This window comes from Streptomyces sp. NPDC006510 (assembly GCF_040611955.1).
Lineage (GTDB): Bacteria > Actinomycetota > Actinomycetes > Streptomycetales > Streptomycetaceae > Streptomyces.
Window position 1 is genome coordinate 30,536 of record NZ_JBEXPH010000047.1, and the last position, 18,084, is coordinate 48,619.

Below are 18,084 nucleotides of genomic sequence, written 5' to 3' on the forward strand. Positions count from 1 at the left end.
TCCCGTGGGAAGGGCGACCGGCCTGCACTGGACCGACCAGTGTACGACTTGTCCTGCTACCGCGCGTTGAACGTCGTCCTACCGCGCGTTGAAGTACTTCGCCTCCGGGTGATGGATGACGATCGCGTCGGTGGACTGCTCCGGATGCAGCTGGAATTCCTCCGAGAGATGCACCCCGATCCGCTCCGGCTGGAGCAGCTCGGCGATCTTCGCCCGGTCCTCCAGTTCGGGGCAGGCACCGTAGCCGAGGGAGAAGCGCGCGCCCCGGTACTTCAGCGCGAACATGTCCTCCACATCGGACGGGTCCTCGCCGCCGAAGCCCAGCTCGGCGCGGACCCGGGCGTGCCAGTACTCGGCGAGGGCCTCGGCCAGCTGCACGGACAGTCCGTGCAGCTCCAGGTAGTCGCGGTAGGAGTTGGCCTCGAAGAGCTTCGCGGTCTCGCCGCCGATCTTCGAGCCGACGGTGACGACCTGGAGGCCGATCACATCGGTCTCGCCGGACTCCTCGGGGCGGAAGAAGTCCGCGAGGCAGAGACGGCGGCCGCGGCGCTGGCGCGGGAAGGTGAAGCGGGTCCGCTCGGAGCCGTCCTCGTGGAGCAGGATCAGGTCGTCGCCCTTGGACACGCACGGGAAGTAGCCGTAGACGACGGCGGCTTCCAGGAGGTTCTCGGTGTGGAGCTTGTCGAGCCAGCCGCGCAGGTGCGGGCGGCCCTCGGTCTCCACCAGCTCCTCGTACGTGGGTCCGTCACCGGCGCGGGCCTGCTTGAGTCCCCACTGGCCCTTGAAGAGGGCGCCCTCGTCGAGCCAGGACGCGTACTCCTTGAGCTGGATGCCCTTGATGACCCGGGTGCCCCAGAAGGGCGGCTCGGGGACCGGGTTGTCGACGGCGACGTCGGAGCGCACGCCCTCCTCCGGCTCGTGGACCTCCAGGACCGCGGCGTCGCGCTTGGGCACCCGGCGCTGCTTGAGCTCCGGCAGGACCGCGCCCGGGACACCGCGCTTGACCGCGACCAGCGCGTCCATCAGGCGCAGCCCCTCGAAGGCGTCTCGGGCGTAGCGGACCTCGCCCTCGTAGATCTCGTGGAGGTCCTGCTCGACGTAGGCCCGGGTGAGGGCCGCGCCGCCGAGGATGACGGGGAAGTCGGCGGCCAGCTTGCGCTGGTTCAGCTCCTCCAGGTTCTCCTTCATGATCACGGTCGACTTCACCAGGAGACCGGACATGCCGATGACGTCGGCCCGGTGTTCCTCGGCGGCTTCCAGGATCGCGGAGACGGGCTGCTTGATGCCGAGGTTGACGACGTTGTAGCCGTTGTTGGACAGGATGATGTCGACGAGGTTCTTGCCGATGTCATGGACGTCGCCGCGGACGGTGGCCAGGACGATGGTGCCCTTGCCCTCGGCGTCGGACTTCTCCATGTGCGGTTCGAGGTACGCCACCGCGGTCTTCATGACCTCGGCGGACTGGAGGACGAAGGGCAGCTGCATCTGGCCGGAGCCGAAGAGCTCGCCGACGACCTTCATGCCCTCCAGGAGGGTGTCGTTGACGATGTCGAGGGCCGGGCGGGTCAGCAGCGCCTCGTCGAGGTCGCTCTCCAGGCCGTTCTTCTCGCCGTCGATGATGCGGCGCTGGAGCCGCTCGTCGAGCGGCAGGGCCAGCAACTCCTCGGCCTTGCCCGCCTTCATCGACTTCGTGCTGACGCCCTCGAACAGCTCCATGAGCCGCTGCAGCGGGTCGTAGCCCTCGGCGCGCCGGTCGTGGATGAGGTCGAGGGCGACCTTGACCTGCTCCTCCTCCAGGCGCGCGATCGGCAGGATCTTGGAGGCGTGCACGATCGCGGAGTCGAGTCCGGCCTTGACGCACTCGTCGAGGAAGACGGAGTTCAGCACGACGCGGGCGGCCGGGTTGAGGCCGAAGGAGATGTTGGACAGGCCCAGCGTGGTCTGCACATCGGGGTGGCGCTTCTTCAGCTCACGGATTGCCTCGATCGTGGCGATGCCGTCCCCCCGGGACTCCTCCTGACCGGTGCAGATGGTGAAGGTCAGGGTGTCGATGAGGATGTCCGACTCCTGGATGCCCCAGTTGCCGGTCAGGTCCGCGATCAGCCGCTCGGCGACGGCGACCTTGTGCTCGACGGTCCGGGCCTGGCCCTCCTCGTCGATGGTCAGCGCGATCAGCGCGGCGCCGTGCTCCACGGCCAGCGCGGTGACCTTGGCGAAGCGGGACTCGGGCCCGTCGCCGTCCTCGTAGTTGACCGAGTTCAGGACGGCACGCCCGCCCAGCTTCTCCAGGCCGGCCCGCAGCACGGGCAGCTCCGTCGAGTCCAGCACGATCGGGAGGGTGGACGCGGTGGCGAAACGGCCGGCCAGCTCCTCCATGTCCGCCACACCGTCACGGCCCACGTAGTCGACGCAGAGGTCGAGCATGTGCGCGCCCTCGCGGATCTGGTCACGGGCCATCTCCACGCAGTCGTCCCAGCGGGCTTCGAGCATGGCCTCGCGGAACTTCTTCGACCCGTTGGCGTTCGTACGCTCGCCGATCGCCAGGTACGAGGTGTCCTGGCGGAACGGGACGGTCTGGTAGAGAGAGGCGGCACCCGGCTCGGGATGCGGGGTGCGGGAGGTGACGGCCACGCCCCGGACCCGCTCGACGACCTGGCGCAGGTGTTCCGGAGTCGTACCGCAGCAGCCGCCGACCAGCGAGAGGCCGTACTCCTGGGCGAAGGTCTCCTGCGCGTCGGCCAGCTCGGCCGGGGACAGCGGGTAGTGCGCGCCGTCCTTGCCGAGCACAGGGAGGCCGGCGTTGGGCATGCAGGAGAGCGGGATGCGGGAGTGACGGGCGAGGTAGCGCAGGTGCTCGCTCATCTCGGCGGGGCCGGTGGCGCAGTTCAGGCCGATGAGGTCGATGCCGAGCGGTTCCAGGGCGGTGAGCGCCGCGCCGATCTCGGAGCCGAGCAGCATCGTGCCGGTCGTCTCGACGGTGACGGAACAGATCACCGGGAGGTTGGCCCCGGTGGCCTCCAGGGCGCGGCGGGCGCCGATGACGGACGCCTTGGTCTGGAGCAGGTCCTGGGTGGTCTCCACCAGGAGGGCGTCGGCGCCACCGGCGATCAGGCCCTCGGCGTTCTGCTGGTAGGCGTCGCGGAGCTTGGTGTACGGGGCGTGGCCCAGCGTCGGCAGCTTCGTACCCGGGCCCATCGAGCCGAGCACCCAGCGCTGCTGCCCGGTTGTGGCGGTGAACTCGTCGGCGACCTCGCGGGCGATGCGCGCACCGGACTCGGAGAGTTCGAAGACCCGCTCCGGAATGTCGTACTCGCCCAGGGCCGCCAGGTTGGCGCCGAACGTGTTCGTCTCGACGCAGTCCACGCCGACGGCGAAGTACTCCTCGTGCACCGAACGCACGATGTCGGGGCGGGTGACGTTGAGGATCTCGTTGCAGCCTTCGAGGTCCTGGAAGTCCTCAAGGGTCGGGTCCTGTGCCTGGAGCATGGTGCCCATGGCACCGTCGGCCACCACCACCCTGGTGGCGAGCGCCTCACGGAGGGCTTCGGCTCGGTTCCGGCTGTCGGCGGAAGGGGTCGGCGACGAGGCCATGGATGTACTCCCTGGGATGCGACGGCTGTCGGCTTTGCGTCTTCGGTGGAAGGCGCACCACGCCAGCCTAGCCGGGCGGCGCCCGGGGCCGTCACTCCGTCCCACGGAACGGACTGCATGCTGTGCGGGGGGGATGTCCTGATCGGAGCGGTGTCGCGGTTTTACCGCACGGTCGAGCATGGGTCGGCATCGACCGATAGTGTTCAGCATTGTCGAACCGAGGTGGAGGAGTACGGCGCGATGGCCAAGAACATCCAGTCGCTGGAGCGGGCGGCGGCGATGCTGCGTCTGCTGGCAGGCGGCGAGCGTCGGCTGGGGCTGTCCGACATCGCCTCTTCACTGGGCCTGGCCAAGGGCACCGCACACGGCATCCTGCGCACGCTCCAGCACGAGGGCTTCGTCGAGCAGGACCCGGCGTCCGGCCGCTACCAGCTGGGCGCCGAGCTGCTGCGCCTGGGCAACAGCTATCTGGACGTCCACGAACTGCGGGCCCGCGCGCTCGTATGGACGGACGACCTGGCCCGCTCCAGCGGCGAGAGCGCCCATCTGGGCGTGCTGCACCAGCAGGGCGTCCTCATCGTCCACCACGTGTTCCGCCCCGACGACAGCCGGCAGGTCCTGGAGGTCGGGGCCATGCAGCCGCTGCACTCCACGGCCCTGGGCAAGGTGCTCTCGGCGTACGACCCGGTGGCGCACACCGAGGCCCTGGAGGCCGAGCGGCAGGCCTTCACGCCGCGCACCGTCACCGACCAGGAGGAGTTCGAGGCGATGCTCGACCTGATCCGGGCGCGCGGCTGGGCGGCCGACGTGGAGGAGACCTGGGAGGGCGTGGCCGCGGTGGCCGCCCCGATCCACGACCGGCGCCGGATGCCGGTCGGCGCGGTGGCCGTGACCGGTGCCGTGGAGCGGGTCTGCGCGGAGGGGGAGCTGCGCCCCGAGCTGATCGCCGCGGTGCGCGACTGCGCCCGGGCGGTCTCCAGAGATCTGGGCGCCGGGCGCTTCTGACCACTGCGGCCGGGCGCTTCCGGCCACTGCGGTGGACCGCCGCCGGTAACGATCGAGTTATAGGCCACACAACCCTTGACGCCTGATTCACCTGGGGGAAGCATTGCCGTTCATCGGTCGGCATTGTCGAACAGCTAACGGAAACAAGCGTTAGGGTGTGACAGCGCCAAGGGCCGGAAAACGCCCTCCCACGAGGGCGCGGACCACCGGAGGGACCCGGGGTTCGGCTTCCCTGGACGAAGGACAAAGGAGTCGCGGGTGTCCAGCTCCGACATCTTCATCGGCGAGACCATAGGTACCGCCGTGCTCATCCTGCTCGGCGGCGGTGTCTGTGCCGCTGTCACGCTCAAGCGCTCCAAGGCGCGGAACGCCGGCTGGACGGCCATCACCTTCGGGTGGGGCTTCGCCGTGCTGACCGGCGCGTATCTGGCCGGCGGCGTTTCCGGCGCGCACCTCAATCCGGCGGTCACGATCGGCCTCGCGATCAAGGGCGGCACCGAGTGGAGCGACGTACCGCTGTACCTCGGCTCCCAGCTGTTCGGCGCGATGATCGGCGCGGTGCTGGTCTGGCTGACGTACTACGGGCAGTTCCGGGCGCATCTGACCGATCCGGAGATCCTGAGCGCCCACACGGGTGAAGAGGGCATGGTCGACAAGGCCTCCGCCCCCGAGGCGGGCCCGGTCCTGGGCATCTTCTCCACCGGCCCCGAGATCCGGCACGCCGTGCAGAACCTGGTCACCGAGATCATCGCCACCGTCGTGCTCGTCCTGGCGATCCTCACCCAGGGCCTCAACAACGACGGCAACGGTCTGGGCACGCTCGGCGCGCTGGTCACCGCACTGGTGGTCGTCGGTATCGGTCTCTCGCTCGGTGGCCCGACGGGTTACGCGATCAACCCGGTTCGCGATCTCGGTCCGCGTATCGTGCACGCGCTGCTGCCGTTGCCGAACAAGGGCGGTTCCGACTGGGGCTACGCGTGGATCCCGGTCGCCGGACCGCTGATCGGCGGCGCGATCGCGGGCGGGCTCTACAACGTCGCCTTCGCCTGAGCCGTGACGCCCAGAGCCCTAACCCTCACGACCACACAGACTTCCGGGAGCACACCGTGACCGACGCACACACCACCGGCCCGTTCATCGCGGCCATCGACCAGGGCACCACCTCCAGCCGCTGCATCGTCTTCGACAAGGACGGCCGGATCGTCTCCGTCGACCAGAAGGAGCACGAGCAGATCTTCCCGAAGCCGGGCTGGGTCGAGCACAACGCGACCGAGATCTGGGAGAACGTCCAGGAGGTGGTGGCCGGCGCCATCGTCAAGGCGGGCATCACGGCCGCCGATGTGAAGGCGATCGGCATCACCAACCAGCGCGAGACCACGCTGCTCTGGGACAAGAACACCGGTGAGCCGGTCCACAACGCCCTGGTCTGGCAGGACACCCGGACGGACGCGCTCTGCAAGGAGCTCGGCCGCAACGTCGGCCAGGACCGCTTCCGCCGCGAGACCGGGCTGCCGCTCGCCTCGTACTTCGCCGGCCCCAAGGTCCGCTGGCTGCTCGACAACGTCGAGGGACTGCGCGAGCGCGCCGAGCGCGGCGACATCCTCTTCGGCACCATGGACTCCTGGGTCATCTGGAACCTGACCGGCGGCACCGACGGCGGCGTCCATGTCACCGACGTCACCAACGCCTCGCGCACGCTCCTGATGAACCTGCACGAGATGCAGTGGGACGAGCGGATCCTCCACTCGATGGAGATCCCGGCCGCGGTGCTCCCCGAGATCCGCTCCTCCGCCGAGGTGTACGGCAACGCCAAGGGCGGCGTGCTCGACGGGGTCCCCGTGGCGTCCGCGCTCGGCGACCAGCAGGCGGCCCTCTTCGGCCAGACCTGCTTCTCCGAGGGCGAGGCCAAGTCCACGTACGGCACCGGCACGTTCATGCTGATGAACACCGGAGAGAAGCCCGTCAACTCGTACAACGGGCTGCTGACGACCGTCGGTTACCGGATCGGCGACCAGAAGCCGGTCTACGCCCTGGAGGGCTCCATCGCCGTCACCGGTTCGCTGGTGCAGTGGATGCGCGACCAGATGGGCCTGATCAAGTCCGCGGCCGAGATCGAGACCCTTGCCTCGTCGGTCCAGGACAACGGCGGCGCGTACTTCGTGCCCGCGTTCTCGGGCCTGTTCGCCCCGTACTGGCGCTCCGACGCCCGCGGCGTCATCGCCGGTCTGACCAGGTACGTCACCAAGGCTCACATCGCCCGCGCGGTCCTGGAGGCCACCGCCTGGCAGACCCGCGAGATCACCGACGCCATGACCAAGGACTCGGGGGTCGAGCTGACCGCCCTCAAGGTCGACGGCGGCATGACCTCCAACAACCTGCTGATGCAGACGCTCGCCGACTTCCTGGACGCACCCGTGGTGCGGCCCATGGTCGCCGAGACGACCTGCCTCGGCGCCGCCTACGCCGCCGGTCTCGCCGTCGGCTTCTGGCCGGACACCGACGCGCTGCGCGCCAACTGGCGCCGGGCCGCCGAGTGGACCCCCCGCATGGACGCGGACGCCCGCGACCGCGAGTACAAGAGCTGGCTCAAGGCCGTGGAACGTTCCATGGGCTGGCTCGACGAAGACACTGCCGAGGAGTAATCACGATGACCACCCTGCAGAGCGTCCCGGCCCTCGGGACCCACCCGGCCTCCGGCTCCCTCCCGAGCCGTGCCGAAACCCGGGAGCAGCTGTCCAAGGCGGCGTACGACCTCCTGGTGATCGGTGGCGGCATCCTGGGCATCTCCACCGCCTGGCACGCCGCGCAGTCCGGGCTGCGGGTGGCCCTGGTGGACGCCGGCGACTTCGCCGGCGCCACCTCCTCCGCCTCGTCCAAGCTGCTCCACGGCGGTCTGCGCTACCTGCAGACCGGCGCGGTGAAGCTGGTCGCGGAGAACCACTTCGAGCGCCGTGCGGTGTCCCGTCAGGTGGCGCCGCACCTCGCCAATCCGCTCACCTTCTACCTGCCCGTCTACAAGGGCGGACCGCACGGCGCGGCCAAGCTCGGCGCGGGTGTGTTCGCCTACTCGGCGCTCTCCGCGTTCGGTGACGGGGTCGGGCATGTGATCAGCCCGGCGAAGGCGCGGCGCGATGTGCCCGAACTGCGCACGGACAACCTGAAGGCCGTCGCGGTCTACGGCGACGACCAGATGAACGACGCCCGGATGGCGCTGATGACGGTCCGCGCGGCCGTCGACGCGGGTGCGGTCGTCCTCAACCACGCGGCGGTGACCGGGCTGCGGTTCACCAAGGGCCGGGTGACCGGCGCCGACCTGGAGGACCGCACGGACGGCACGGAGTTCGGCGTCGACGCCCGTCTCGTGCTGAACGCCACCGGACCGTGGGTCGACCACCTGCGCAGGATGGAGAACCCGGACGCGGCGCCCTCCATCCGTCTGTCCAAGGGCGCGCACCTCGTGCTGAAGCGCACCCGCCCGTGGAAGGCCGCGCTGGCCACCCCGATCGACAAGTACCGCATCACGTTCGCCCTGCCGTGGGAGGACATGCTGCTGCTCGGCACGACGGACGAGGCGTACGAGGGCGATCCCGCGGACGTCGCGGTCAACGAGAAGGACACCGCGCAGATCCTCGACGAGGCGGCGTTCTCCATCAGGGACCAGCAGCTGTCGCGCGATCTGATCACCTACTCCTTCGCCGGTCTGCGGGTGCTGCCGGGCGGCCCCGGCGACACGTCGAAGGCCAAGCGCGAGACGGTCGTGACGGAGGGCCGCGGCGGGATGCTGTCGGTCGCGGGCGGCAAGTGGACGACGTTCCGCCACATCGGCCGTACGGTGATGAACAAGCTGGCCGCACTCCCCGGGCACCCGCTGGCGGAGGACATGGAGCCGATCTCGCACCTGCCGAAGAAGCTCCCGCTGCCCGGTATCGCCAACCCGAACGCGGTGGCGCACCGGCTGCTGGTCGACGGCGGCACGCCCGGCCCCCGGATGGCGGCCGACACCGCCCGGCACCTCGCCACGCACTACGGCTCGCTCTCCTTCGACATCGCCCGGATGGCGAACGAGAACCCGGCGCTGGCCGAGCGCATCCACCCGGACGCGCCGGAGATCTGGGCGCAGGTCGCCTACGCCCGTGACCAGGAGTGGGCCGAGACGGCGGACGACGTGCTGCGCCGCCGGACGACGCTGACGATCCGGGGTCTGGCGACGGACGAGATCCGGGCCGGCGTCGAGTCCATGCTCGGCGACCGGGGCTGACTGGTCCGGACGTACGGCAGGGGGCGGCTCCCATCGGGGAGGCCGCCCCCTGCCGTACGCCGGGGACATCGCGGTCCGGTGAACGCGCCATACGGCCGCCATACGAACGCAATACGGCGCGGGGACAGTTGAGCCATGAAGTTCTCCGTGCTCTCCCTCATCGGCCACGCCCCGCACCCGCTCACCCACCGACTCCCCTCCCCCGCCGAGCGGTTCGAGGAGGTGATCGAGACCGGAGTCGTCGCGGAACGGCTGGGCTTCGACGCGTACTCGATCGGCGAACGGCACGCCGGTCCCTTCCTCTCGTCCAGCCCGAGCGTGGTGCTCGGAGCACTGGCGGCCCGTACCTCCACGATCCGGCTGCTGACCGGTGTCACGGTCGTCGCGATCCTCGATCCGGTGCGGGTGGCCGAGGACTTCGCGACGCTCGACCAGATCTCCAGGGGCCGGATCGAGCTGGTCGTCGGGAAGGGCGCGGAGGCCGGTCACTTCGACCTCTTCGGGCTCGACGAGGAGCGGCAGTGGGATCTCCAGCGGGAGAAGTACGAACTGCTGCGGCGGCTCTGGAGCGAGGAGGGCGTCGACTGGGAGGGCGAGTTCCGGCCCGCGCTGAAGAACACGACGACCCTGCCGCGCCCGTACGCGGGACCGCCGCGCATCTGGCACGGCTCGGCGACCAGCCTCAATTCCCCCGAACTGGCGGCGCGCCACGGGGACCCGCTGTTCACCGCCAACGCCGTCCAGCCCCGTGCCGCGTACGCCCGGCTGATCGGCCACTACCGGGAGCGCTTCGAGGCGTACGGCCACGATCCGGCCCGCGCGCAGGTGGCCGCGGGCTCGGGCGGGCTGCTGATCGCCGACAGTTCGCAGCAGGCCGTGGAGCGCTACAAGGAGCTGTACGAGGCGAAGGCGGCTCAGTCCTTCCGGCCGCATCTGGAGGGAAGGGCCGGCTACAACACACCGTTCCGGACGATCGAGGAGGCCGTCGCGGACGGGCCCCAGCTGATCGGCAGCCCGCAGCAGATCATCGACAAGATCCTCGGCTGGCACGAGGTGTACGGGCACGACCTCCAGTCGGTGAGTGTGGACGGCTTCGGTCTGAGCCCGGACGAGCAGACCGAGACGCTGCAGCGGTTCGCCGAGGAGATCGCTCCGGTGGTGCGGCGCGAGGCACCGTCCGCGCTCTGGGACTGACCCCGGCAGGCGTCCGGCCGCCCGCACCCGCGACGACCTGCGGCAGACCTGGTCCATCCGCCTCTTACGACCCGCATAATGAAGAGATACATCGGATGTCTGATTCCAGTCCGGATCCAGGAGGACCGTCATGGCTGTCACCGACGAGGCGATCGAGAAGATCAAGGGAATGATCGTCTCGGGTGCGCTGCGCCCCGGCGACCGGCTCCCCAAGGAGAGCGAACTCGCCGCGGAGCTCGGGCTCTCCCGCAACTCGCTCCGGGAGGCGGTGCGGGCCCTTTCACTGATCCGCATTCTCGATGTGCGCCAGGGCGACGGCACGTATGTGACCAGCCTCGATCCGCAGTTGCTCCTGGAGGCGCTGAGCTTCGTGGTGGACTTCCACCGCGACGACACGGTGCTGGAGTTCCTCGCGGTCCGCAGGATCCTGGAACCCGCCGCGACGGCGATGGCGGCCACCCGGATCAGCGAGACCCAACTGGACATACTCAGCTCGCAGTTGGACGCGCTGGGGGCACAGCCCTCGGTGGAGGAGCTGGTCGCCTGCGATCTGGAGTTCCACCGCGGCATCGTGCAGTCGTCCGGGAACTCGGTGCTCTGCTCGCTGCTCGACGGGCTGTCGGGGCCGACGACCCGGGCGCGGGTCTGGCGCGGTCTGACGCAGGAGGACGCGGTCAGCCGCACGCTCCACGAGCACCGGGCGATCGTGTCGGCCCTGCGGGACCGCGACGCGGAGGCCGCGCGGGCCTGGGCGACGGTGCATGTGGCGAGCGTGGAGCAGTGGTTGCGGTCGTCGCTGTGACAAAGGTGGGGCGGGTGGGGTGTTCCCCGACCCGCCCCTTCCCGTAACCGGGGCTCCGCCCCGGACCCCGCGCCTCGAACGCCGGCGGGGCCGAAAACGCTCAGTCCTGCTTCTCGCCGCTGGCGAAACGGGAGATGACCAGCGCGACGATGATGATCGCGCCGTTGAGGAACTGGTTCCACAGCGCCGGGACACCGCCGAGGGTCATCACATTGACCACCAGCTGGAGCGTCAGCACACCGGTCAGCGCACCGAACAGGGTGCCGCGGCCGCCCTTGAGACTGATGCCGCCGATGACCGCGGCGGCGAACACCTGGAAGATCCAGCCGTTGCCCTGGGTCGCCGCGACCGATCCGTAGTGGCCGGTGTAGAGGATGCCCGCGAAGGCCGCCAGCAGGCCGCCGACGGCCAGCACGATCCAGGTGACCCGGTCCACCCGGATGCCCGCGGCGCGCGCCGCCTCCGGGTTGCCGCCGATGGCGTACAGCGAACGCCCGTGGCGCAGCCAGGCCAGCGCGGCGCCGCCGACGGCGAACAGCGCGAGGCAGATCCAGACGGCGGCCGGTGCGCCGAGCCACTCGCTCTTGCCGAGGTAGCGGAAGGACTCCGGGACATCGGTGATGGACTTGCCCTCGGTGATCCCGATGTGGAGGCCGCGCAGCATGGTGAGCATGCCGAGCGTGGCGATGAAGCCATTGACCCTCAGCTTCAGCATCAGGAAGCCGTTGACCGCGCCGACGGCCAGACCCACCAGCAGGCACAGCGGGATCGCCGACCAGGTGGGCAGCAGCCCCAGGCCCGCGAAGCGGCCGCCCTCGGCGGGCAGCACCAGCCACATCGCGACGACCGGCGCGATGCCGATCGTCGACTCCAGCGACAGGTCCATCCGCCCGCAGATCAGGATCAGTGCCTGGCCCAGCACCAGCAGGCTGAGCTCGGAGGACTGCTGGACGACGCTGATCAGGTTCTCGGAGGTCAGGAACACCGGCGAGACGATGAACCCGATCACCATCAGCACCAGGATCACCGGTACCAGGGAGAAATCGCTCCACCTGATCAGCTTCAGCCGGTCCAGCGGCCGTTCGCCGGTCGGGGAGCCCTTCGGCCCGCTGTCGATGCCGTCGGCCGCCAGGGGCCGTACCGTGCCGGTCATTCCCTTTCCCCCACACCTTCCATGGCGGCGACGAGTTCCCCGTCGTTCCACCCGCTTGCGAATGTCGCGACCACGCGTCCGTGGAACAGGGCGAGCACCCGGTCGCAGACCCGCAGATCGTCCAGCTCGTCCGAGATGATCACTGCGGCGTTCCCCTCGTCGGCGACCCGTCGCACGACCCCGAGCAGCGAGTCCTTGGACTTGATGTCCACACCCGCGGTGGGCCGGACCGCCACCAGCACGCTCGGTTCGCGGGCCAGCGCGCGGGCGACCACCACCTTCTGCTGGTTGCCGCCGGAGAGCCCGGAGACGGGCTGCTCGGGCCCCTGTGTCTTGATGTCCAGCGAGGCGATCACCGAGCGCGCGAACTCCCGCGTACGGGAGGGCAGTACGGTCCCCCACGGGCCTAGCTGGTCGGTGACCGTGAGCGTGGCGTTCTCGGCGACGCTGCGTTCCAGGACGAGGCCCTGGTCGTGCCGGTCCTCGGGGATGTAGCCGATCCCGGCGTCCAGCGCGTGCGGCACGCTGCCGGAGCGCACGGCCCTGCCGTGTACGCGGACCGTGCCGCCGCCCGCCTTCCGCATGCCGGCCAGGGTCTCGCCCAGCGCCGTGTTGCCGCTGGCCGCGGAGCCGGCGAGGCCGAGCACCTCGCCGGGGCGGACCTCCAGGTCCAGTGGCTCGAACTGGCCCCGGACGGTGAGTCCTTCGGTACGCAGCACGGGGGCGGCCGACTCGTCCCGTGCCGCGCCGGCGTCACCGCCCGCGTGCCAGGCGGTGACGCCGGCGGACTGCTCGCCGGTCATCGCCGCCACCAGCTCCGCCTTGGCGATGTCGGCGACCGGGGCGGTCAGCACATGGCGGGCGTCGCGGTAGACGGTGACCGCCGTGCACAGTTCGTACACCTCCTGCAGATGGTGGGAGATGAAGAGGAACGCCACTCCCTGGCTCTGCAGTTCGCGCAGCTTGTCGAAGAGCCGCCCGATGCCCCGGGCGTCGAGCTGGGCGGTCGGCTCGTCCAGGACGATCAGCCGGGCACCGAAGGACAGCGCCCTGGCGATCTCCACGAACTGCCGCTGTTCGACGGCGAGATCGCGCGCCCGGGTGCTGGGGTCGACCTGGACCCCGTATTCGGCCAGCAGCCGCTGCGCGCGACTGCGGAGCCTGCCCCAGCTGATCCAGCGGGCGTTGTCGTCGAAGCGGTTGAGGAAGAGGTTCTCCGCGACGGTCAGATCCGGGACGACCATGGACTTCTGGTAGACACACGCGATCTTCGACTGCCAGGCCGTGGTGTCCCCGAAGGCGGGCGCGGGCTCCCCGCCGAACGTGACCGTGCCCGCGTCCGCCTTGTGGAGTCCGGTCAGGACGCCGACCAGCGTCGACTTGCCCGCGCCGTTGCGGCCGACCAGGGCGTGGGACTCACCCGGCCGCACGGTGAGCCGGACCCCGTCGAGCGCCACGGTGGGCCCGAAGCGTTTGACAACGCCTTCCGCCTGTACGGCAGGTGGTGCCTGGTCCATGGCTAGCTCTTCTTCTCCAGCTGATTGGCCCACAGCTTCGGGTCATCCACGTTGTCCTTGGTCACCAGCGGCGCGGGGAGCTGGTCCTCGAAGCCGTTGGGGATCTTGATGATGTTGGAGTCGTGGTCGGTGGGGCCTTCCTTGAAGGTCTTGCCCTCCAGGGCCGCCTTGGCGTAGTACAGCGCGTACTTCGCGTACAGATCGGCGGGCTGGGAGATCGTCGCGTCGATCTTCCCGGCCTTGATGGCGTCGAACTCCTCCGGGATGCCGTCGTTGGAGATGATCGTGATGTGCCCCGGCTCACCGGCCGGCTTCAGCAGCTTCTTCTGCTCCAGGAGGGCGAGGGTGGGCTGCAGGAAGACGCCGCCGGCCTGCATGTAGATGCCGTTGATGTCGGGGTTGGCGGCCAGGGTGGCCTGGAGCTTGGCGGAGGCGACGTCGCCCTTCCAGTCGGTGGCCAGCTCGAACACCTTGATGCCGGGGAAGTCCTTGTCCATGCAGGACTTGAACGCCTCGGACCTGTCACGGCCGTTGATCGAGGAGAGGTCGCCCTGGAATTCGACGACCTTGCCCTTGCCCTTGAGCTGCTCGCCGAGGTACTTGCAGGCGTTGGCCCCGTACGCCTTGTTGTCGGCGCGCACCACCATGTAGATGTCGCCCTTGTCGGGGCGGGTGTCGACGCTGACGACCGGGATCTTCTTCTCGTTCAGCGTGTTGAGCGACTCGGCGATCGCGCCGGTGTCCTGCGGCGCCATCACCACGGCCTTGGCGCCTTGGTCGGTGAAGGTCTGGACGTTGGCGACCAGCTTGCCGATGTCGTTCTGCGAGTTGGTCAGCGGCAGCGCCTTGACCTCGCCCGCCTTGACGCCCTTCTCCACGTAGTTCTGGTACGAGTTCCAGAAGTCGCTGTCGCTGCGCGGCAGGTCGATCCCGACCTTCCCGCCGCCCGCGCCGTCGTCTGCGGACTCGCGGTTGCAGCCCGCGAGGGCAGTGACGGCCAGCAGTACGGCGCAGGCCGCCGCACTCGTCGTACGCACTCTCATTGGTGTCCCGTCCTTATGTGAGTACCTGCTCGGAGCTCTGTCGGCAGAGCGGAGGTGCATGGTGCGCGGGGGTGCGGCCGGGTGACGCGGCTCGGGCCGCTCCCCCGGTCAGCTCTCGGCGGGGCGCAGCCGCAGCCCCTGCATGCCGCCGTCGACGGCCAGTGCCGTGCCGGTGACCGAGGCGGCGGCGGGGCTCGCGAGGTAGACGATCGCGGCGGCCACCTCGTCGGCCGACACCAGCCGTCCCAGCGGCTGGCGGGCGTTGAGCGCGGCCCGCTCGGCGGCCGGGTCGTCGGCCCGGCCGAGGAGCCGGCCGATCCACGGGGTGTCCGCGGTGCCGGGGTTGACGCAGTTGACCCGGATGCCCTCGCGGACGTGGTCGGCGGCCATCGCCAGGGTCAGCGAGAGCACCGCGCCCTTGCTCGCGCTGTACAGGGCGCGCTGCGGCAGCCCGGCGGTCGCCGCGATGGAGCAGGTCTGGGTGATCGAGACGGCGCCGGGGCGGGCGGCCGCCGCGCGCCGCAGATGGGGCAGGGCGTGCCGGGCGGTGCGGACCATGCCGAGGACGTTGATGTCCAGGACCCGGGTCCACTCCTCGTCGGCGTTGTCCTCGACCGTGCCGATGGAGCCGATGCCCGCGTTGGACACGACGGTGTGCAGTGCGCCCAGTTCGGCGGCGGCCCGGTCGACCGCCTCGCGCACGGCGTCGTCGTCGGTGACGTCCGCCTTGACGGCCAGGACGCCGGCGGGGGCGCCCGCGGTCTCCCGGTCCAGTACGGCCACCTGCGCGCCGCGGGCCAGCAGCATGGTCGCGACGGCGGCCCCGATGCCGGAGGCGCCGCCCGTGACCAGGGCGCTCATTCCCTCGAAGTCGCTTGTGCCGGTCATCGGTCGGCCTCCTCGGTAGTGCGGCGGGCCTGCCATACGGCGCCCTCCGGGTAGCGGTGTGCGGCGATCGACTCGGGGAGCATCCGGGCGGAGAAGCCCGGGGATCTCGGCGCGGTGTAGCGGCCGGACTCGATCACGGTGGGGTCGGCGAAGTGTTCGTGGAGATGGTCGACGTACTCGATCACGCGGTTGTCCCAACTGCCGGAGACCGCCACATAGTCGAACATCGAGAGGTGCTGCACCAGCTCGCAGAGACCGACCCCGCCCGCGTGCGGGCAGACCGGTACGCCGTACTTGGCGGCGAGCAGCAGGATCGCCAGGTTCTCGTTGACGCCCGCGACCCGTGCCGCGTCGATCTGGACGAAGTCGACGGCTCCGGCCTGGAGCAGCTGCTTGAACACGACCCGGTTGGCGACGTGTTCGCCGGTGGCGACCTTGACCGGCTGTCCGGCCCGGACGGCGGCGTGGCCGAGGATGTCGTCGGGGCTGGTCGGCTCCTCGATCCAGTGCGGGTCGTACGGTGCGAGCGCGGTCATCCACTCGACCGCGTCCGGGACGTCCCAGCGCTGGTTGGCGTCGACGGCGATCCTGATGCCGGGCCCGACGGCCTCGCGGGCCAGGGCGAGTCTGCGGACGTCGTCGTGGAGGCTGCCGCCCACCTTCAGCTTGATCTGGGTGAAGCCGTCGGCGACGGCCTCCTTCGCGAGCCTGACCAGCTTGTCGTCGGCGTAGCCCAGCCAGCCGGGCGAGGTGGTGTACGCCGGGTACCCCTCGGCGCGCAGCCGTTCGGCGCGCTCGGCCCGGCCCGGTTCGGCGGCCCGCAGGATCTCCAGGGCCTCGTCGGGGGTGAGGGCGTCGGTGAGGTAGCGGAAGTCGACGAGGGAGACGAGCTCCTCGGGTGTCATCCCGGCGAGGAACTCCCAGACGGGTCTGCCCGCCAGCTTGGCCGCCAGGTCCCAGGCGGCGTTGACGACCGCGCCGGCCGCCATGTGCATCACGCCCTTCTCCGGGCCGAGCCAGCGCAGTTGCGAGTCATGGGTGAGCTCACGGTGCAGTGCGGCGAGATCGGCCGCGGTACGGGGCGCCGGGCGCCCCACCAGGTAGGGGCGCAGCGCGTCGATGGCGGCGGCCATCACCTCGTTGCCGCGCCCGATGGTGAAACAGAAGCCATGTCCCTCGATGCCGCCGCTGCCGCTGTCCGGGCCGTCCGTGCGGTCGCGGACATCGGTACGCAGTACGACGTAGGCAGCCGAGTAGTCGGGATCGGGGTTCATGGCGTCCGAGCCGTCCAGTTGTTCCGAGGTCGGGAAACGGATGTCGTGGACCTCGAAATCCGTGACGGTCTGACTCATGTGCGCCCCCAGGGGAATAACATCGGACCTCTGTTCTGGTCATCCGATGTATAGCGCCACCTGGGCGCCAACGTCCAGGCCTTGATCGAAATTTGCCCCACACAGCTCGGATGTATTCGGAGTTTGATGCCCTGATTCGACCGGTGATGCGCGCTCGTGGGCCGGGTTCACCCGGCTGTGTACGGAGGCTGCGGCGGGAGTGGCCGGAAGCCGTAAGGTTGATGGGTACACAAGGGAACTTCGGAAGGAGGCCTGGGTGATCGAGCTCGAGGGGGTTCCCGAGCTGATCGACCCGGTCATGGTGGCCGCGTTCGAGGGATGGAACGACGCAGGGGACGCCGCCTCCACGGCGGTGGCGCACCTGGACCGGGAGTGGAAGGGCGAGGTGTTCGCGGCGCTGGACGCCGAGGACTACTACGACTTCCAGGTCAACCGGCCGACGCTCTGGCTGGACGGCGGGGTGCGCAAGATCACCTGGCCGACCACCCGGCTCTCCGTGGTCCGCGTCGGCGGGGACAAGCCCCGCGATCTCGTCCTGGTCCGCGGTATCGAACCATCCATGCGCTGGCGCTCGTTCTGCAACGAGATCCTGGGTTTCGCCCATGAGCTGGGGGTGGAGATGGTGGTCGTCCTGGGCGCCCTGCTCGGCGACACCCCGCACACCCGGCCGGTGCCGGTCAGCGGAGTCACCTCCGATCCGGACCTGGCGCGGACCATGGATCTGGAGGAGACCAGGTACGAGGGACCGACGGGCATCGTCGGCATCCTCCAGGAAGCCTGCACGCACGCGGGCGTGCCCGCGGTGAGCCTGTGGGCGGCGGTGCCGCACTACGTGTCGCAGCCGCCCAACCCGAAGGCCACGCTCGCGCTGCTGAACCGCCTGGAGGACCTCATCGGTCTGCGCATCCCGCTGGGCGAACTGCCCGAGGACGCGCGCGCCTGGCAGCTCGGCGTCGACCAACTGGCCGCCGAGGACAGCGAGGTGGCCGAGTACGTGCAGACGCTGGAGGAGGCCCGGGACACCGCCGAGCTGCCCGAGGCGAGCGGCGAGGCCATCGCCCGGGAGTTCGAGCGCTATCTGCGCCGCAGGGACGGCGGTCCGGGCCAGACGCCGGGCGGGCACGCGACGGAGAGCGGCGACACCTCGTACCTGCGCGACACCTCCAGCGGCCGCACCCGTCCGCCTGTCATCGACAACGTGGCGGACCTGCCGGTGCTGCTGCTGGGGACGTTGCGTCCGGAGCCCGGTGCCGCACTCGACCTGGTGCGCTCGGCGGAACA

13 protein-coding genes are annotated in these 18,084 nt (G+C 70.1%); 7 read left to right on the forward strand and 6 right to left on the reverse strand.

The window, feature by feature from the left end; genetic code table 11:
* Nucleotides 1-78: 78 nt before the first annotated feature.
* Nucleotides 79-3,591, reverse strand: coding sequence for a methionine synthase (gene metH, locus ABZY11_RS16950; protein ID WP_356479864.1), 3,513 nt, complete (start codon nucleotides 3,589-3,591; stop codon nucleotides 79-81).
* A gap of 240 nt (nucleotides 3,592-3,831) precedes the next feature.
* Here metH and ABZY11_RS16955 point away from each other — a divergent pair, with 240 nt between their 5' ends.
* The 6 genes from ABZY11_RS16955 to ABZY11_RS16980 all read left to right on the forward strand — a co-directional run bounded on the left by ABZY11_RS16955 (nucleotide 3,832) and on the right by ABZY11_RS16980 (nucleotide 10,850).
* A complete protein-coding gene (locus ABZY11_RS16955; protein WP_356479865.1) occupies nucleotides 3,832-4,596 on the forward strand; it encodes an IclR family transcriptional regulator in 765 nt (254 codons plus the stop codon).
* A 258-nt stretch (nucleotides 4,597-4,854) separates the two neighbouring features.
* Nucleotides 4,855-5,646 (forward strand): MIP/aquaporin family protein, encoded by a 792-nt coding sequence (locus ABZY11_RS16960; RefSeq protein WP_356479866.1) that lies wholly within the window; start codon nucleotides 4,855-4,857, stop codon nucleotides 5,644-5,646.
* A gap of 56 nt (nucleotides 5,647-5,702) precedes the next feature.
* A complete protein-coding gene (gene glpK / locus ABZY11_RS16965) occupies nucleotides 5,703-7,238 on the forward strand; it encodes a glycerol kinase GlpK (protein ID WP_356479867.1) in 1,536 nt (511 codons plus the stop codon).
* Between the two features lie 5 nt (nucleotides 7,239-7,243).
* On the forward strand, nucleotides 7,244-8,854 hold the full coding sequence (locus ABZY11_RS16970; RefSeq protein WP_356479868.1) for a glycerol-3-phosphate dehydrogenase/oxidase: 1,611 nt from the start codon (nucleotides 7,244-7,246) through the stop codon (nucleotides 8,852-8,854).
* Between the two features lie 135 nt (nucleotides 8,855-8,989).
* The gene (locus tag ABZY11_RS16975; protein WP_356479869.1) at nucleotides 8,990-10,048 is read left to right on the forward strand and encodes an LLM class flavin-dependent oxidoreductase; all 1,059 of its coding nucleotides are present in this window, start codon (nucleotides 8,990-8,992) and stop codon (nucleotides 10,046-10,048) included.
* Nucleotides 10,049-10,178: 130 nt separating this feature from the next.
* On the forward strand, nucleotides 10,179-10,850 hold the full coding sequence (locus tag ABZY11_RS16980; protein ID WP_356479870.1) for a FadR/GntR family transcriptional regulator: 672 nt from the start codon (nucleotides 10,179-10,181) through the stop codon (nucleotides 10,848-10,850).
* Nucleotides 10,851-10,950: 100 nt separating this feature from the next.
* On the opposite strand, the gene ABZY11_RS16985 is transcribed toward ABZY11_RS16980, so the two are convergent.
* The 5 genes from ABZY11_RS16985 to ABZY11_RS17005 all read right to left on the reverse strand — a co-directional run bounded on the left by ABZY11_RS16985 (nucleotide 10,951) and on the right by ABZY11_RS17005 (nucleotide 16,803).
* A complete protein-coding gene (locus ABZY11_RS16985; protein ID WP_356479871.1) occupies nucleotides 10,951-12,003 on the reverse strand; it encodes an ABC transporter permease in 1,053 nt (350 codons plus the stop codon).
* Nucleotides 12,000-13,520, reverse strand: coding sequence for a sugar ABC transporter ATP-binding protein (locus ABZY11_RS16990; RefSeq protein WP_356479872.1), 1,521 nt, complete (start codon nucleotides 13,518-13,520; stop codon nucleotides 12,000-12,002). Before ABZY11_RS16990 ends, ABZY11_RS16985 begins: the two co-directional genes overlap by 4 nt.
* A 2-nt stretch (nucleotides 13,521-13,522) precedes the next feature.
* Nucleotides 13,523-14,563, reverse strand: coding sequence for a sugar ABC transporter substrate-binding protein (locus tag ABZY11_RS16995; RefSeq protein WP_356479873.1), 1,041 nt, complete (start codon nucleotides 14,561-14,563; stop codon nucleotides 13,523-13,525).
* A 108-nt stretch (nucleotides 14,564-14,671) separates the two neighbouring features.
* Nucleotides 14,672-15,451, reverse strand: coding sequence for an SDR family oxidoreductase (locus ABZY11_RS17000; RefSeq protein ID WP_356479874.1), 780 nt, complete (start codon nucleotides 15,449-15,451; stop codon nucleotides 14,672-14,674).
* Entirely contained in the window at nucleotides 15,448-16,803 is a 1,356-nt protein-coding gene (locus ABZY11_RS17005; protein WP_356479875.1) for an L-fuconate dehydratase, read from the reverse strand. The genes ABZY11_RS17000 and ABZY11_RS17005 overlap by 4 nt, the downstream gene beginning before the upstream one ends.
* 256 nt (nucleotides 16,804-17,059) lie before the next feature.
* Here ABZY11_RS17005 and ABZY11_RS17010 point away from each other — a divergent pair.
* On the forward strand, nucleotides 17,060-18,084 hold a 1,025-nt coding region (locus ABZY11_RS17010), incomplete at its 3' end, for a PAC2 family protein (RefSeq protein WP_356479876.1).

Bases quoted from the DNA above. Each gene is read 5' to 3' on its own strand.
- ABZY11_RS17000 (WP_356479874.1), bottom strand. From the start codon at position 15,451: ATGACCGGCACAAGCGACTTCGAGGGAATGAGCGCCCTGGTCACGGGC.
- metH (WP_356479864.1), bottom strand. From the start codon at position 3,591: ATGGCCTCGTCGCCGACCCCTTCCGCCGACAGCCGGAACCGAGCCGAA.
- ABZY11_RS16980 (WP_356479870.1), top strand. From the start codon at position 10,179: ATGGCTGTCACCGACGAGGCGATCGAGAAGATCAAGGGAATGATCGTC.
- ABZY11_RS17005 (WP_356479875.1), bottom strand. From the start codon at position 16,803: ATGAGTCAGACCGTCACGGATTTCGAGGTCCACGACATCCGTTTCCCG.
- ABZY11_RS16970 (WP_356479868.1), top strand. From the start codon at position 7,244: ATGACCACCCTGCAGAGCGTCCCGGCCCTCGGGACCCACCCGGCCTCC.
- ABZY11_RS16995 (WP_356479873.1), bottom strand. From the start codon at position 14,563: ATGAGAGTGCGTACGACGAGTGCGGCGGCCTGCGCCGTACTGCTGGCC.
- ABZY11_RS16985 (WP_356479871.1), bottom strand. From the start codon at position 12,003: ATGACCGGCACGGTACGGCCCCTGGCGGCCGACGGCATCGACAGCGGG.
- ABZY11_RS16990 (WP_356479872.1), bottom strand. From the start codon at position 13,520: ATGGACCAGGCACCACCTGCCGTACAGGCGGAAGGCGTTGTCAAACGC.
- ABZY11_RS16975 (WP_356479869.1), top strand. From the start codon at position 8,990: ATGAAGTTCTCCGTGCTCTCCCTCATCGGCCACGCCCCGCACCCGCTC.
- ABZY11_RS16955 (WP_356479865.1), top strand. From the start codon at position 3,832: ATGGCCAAGAACATCCAGTCGCTGGAGCGGGCGGCGGCGATGCTGCGT.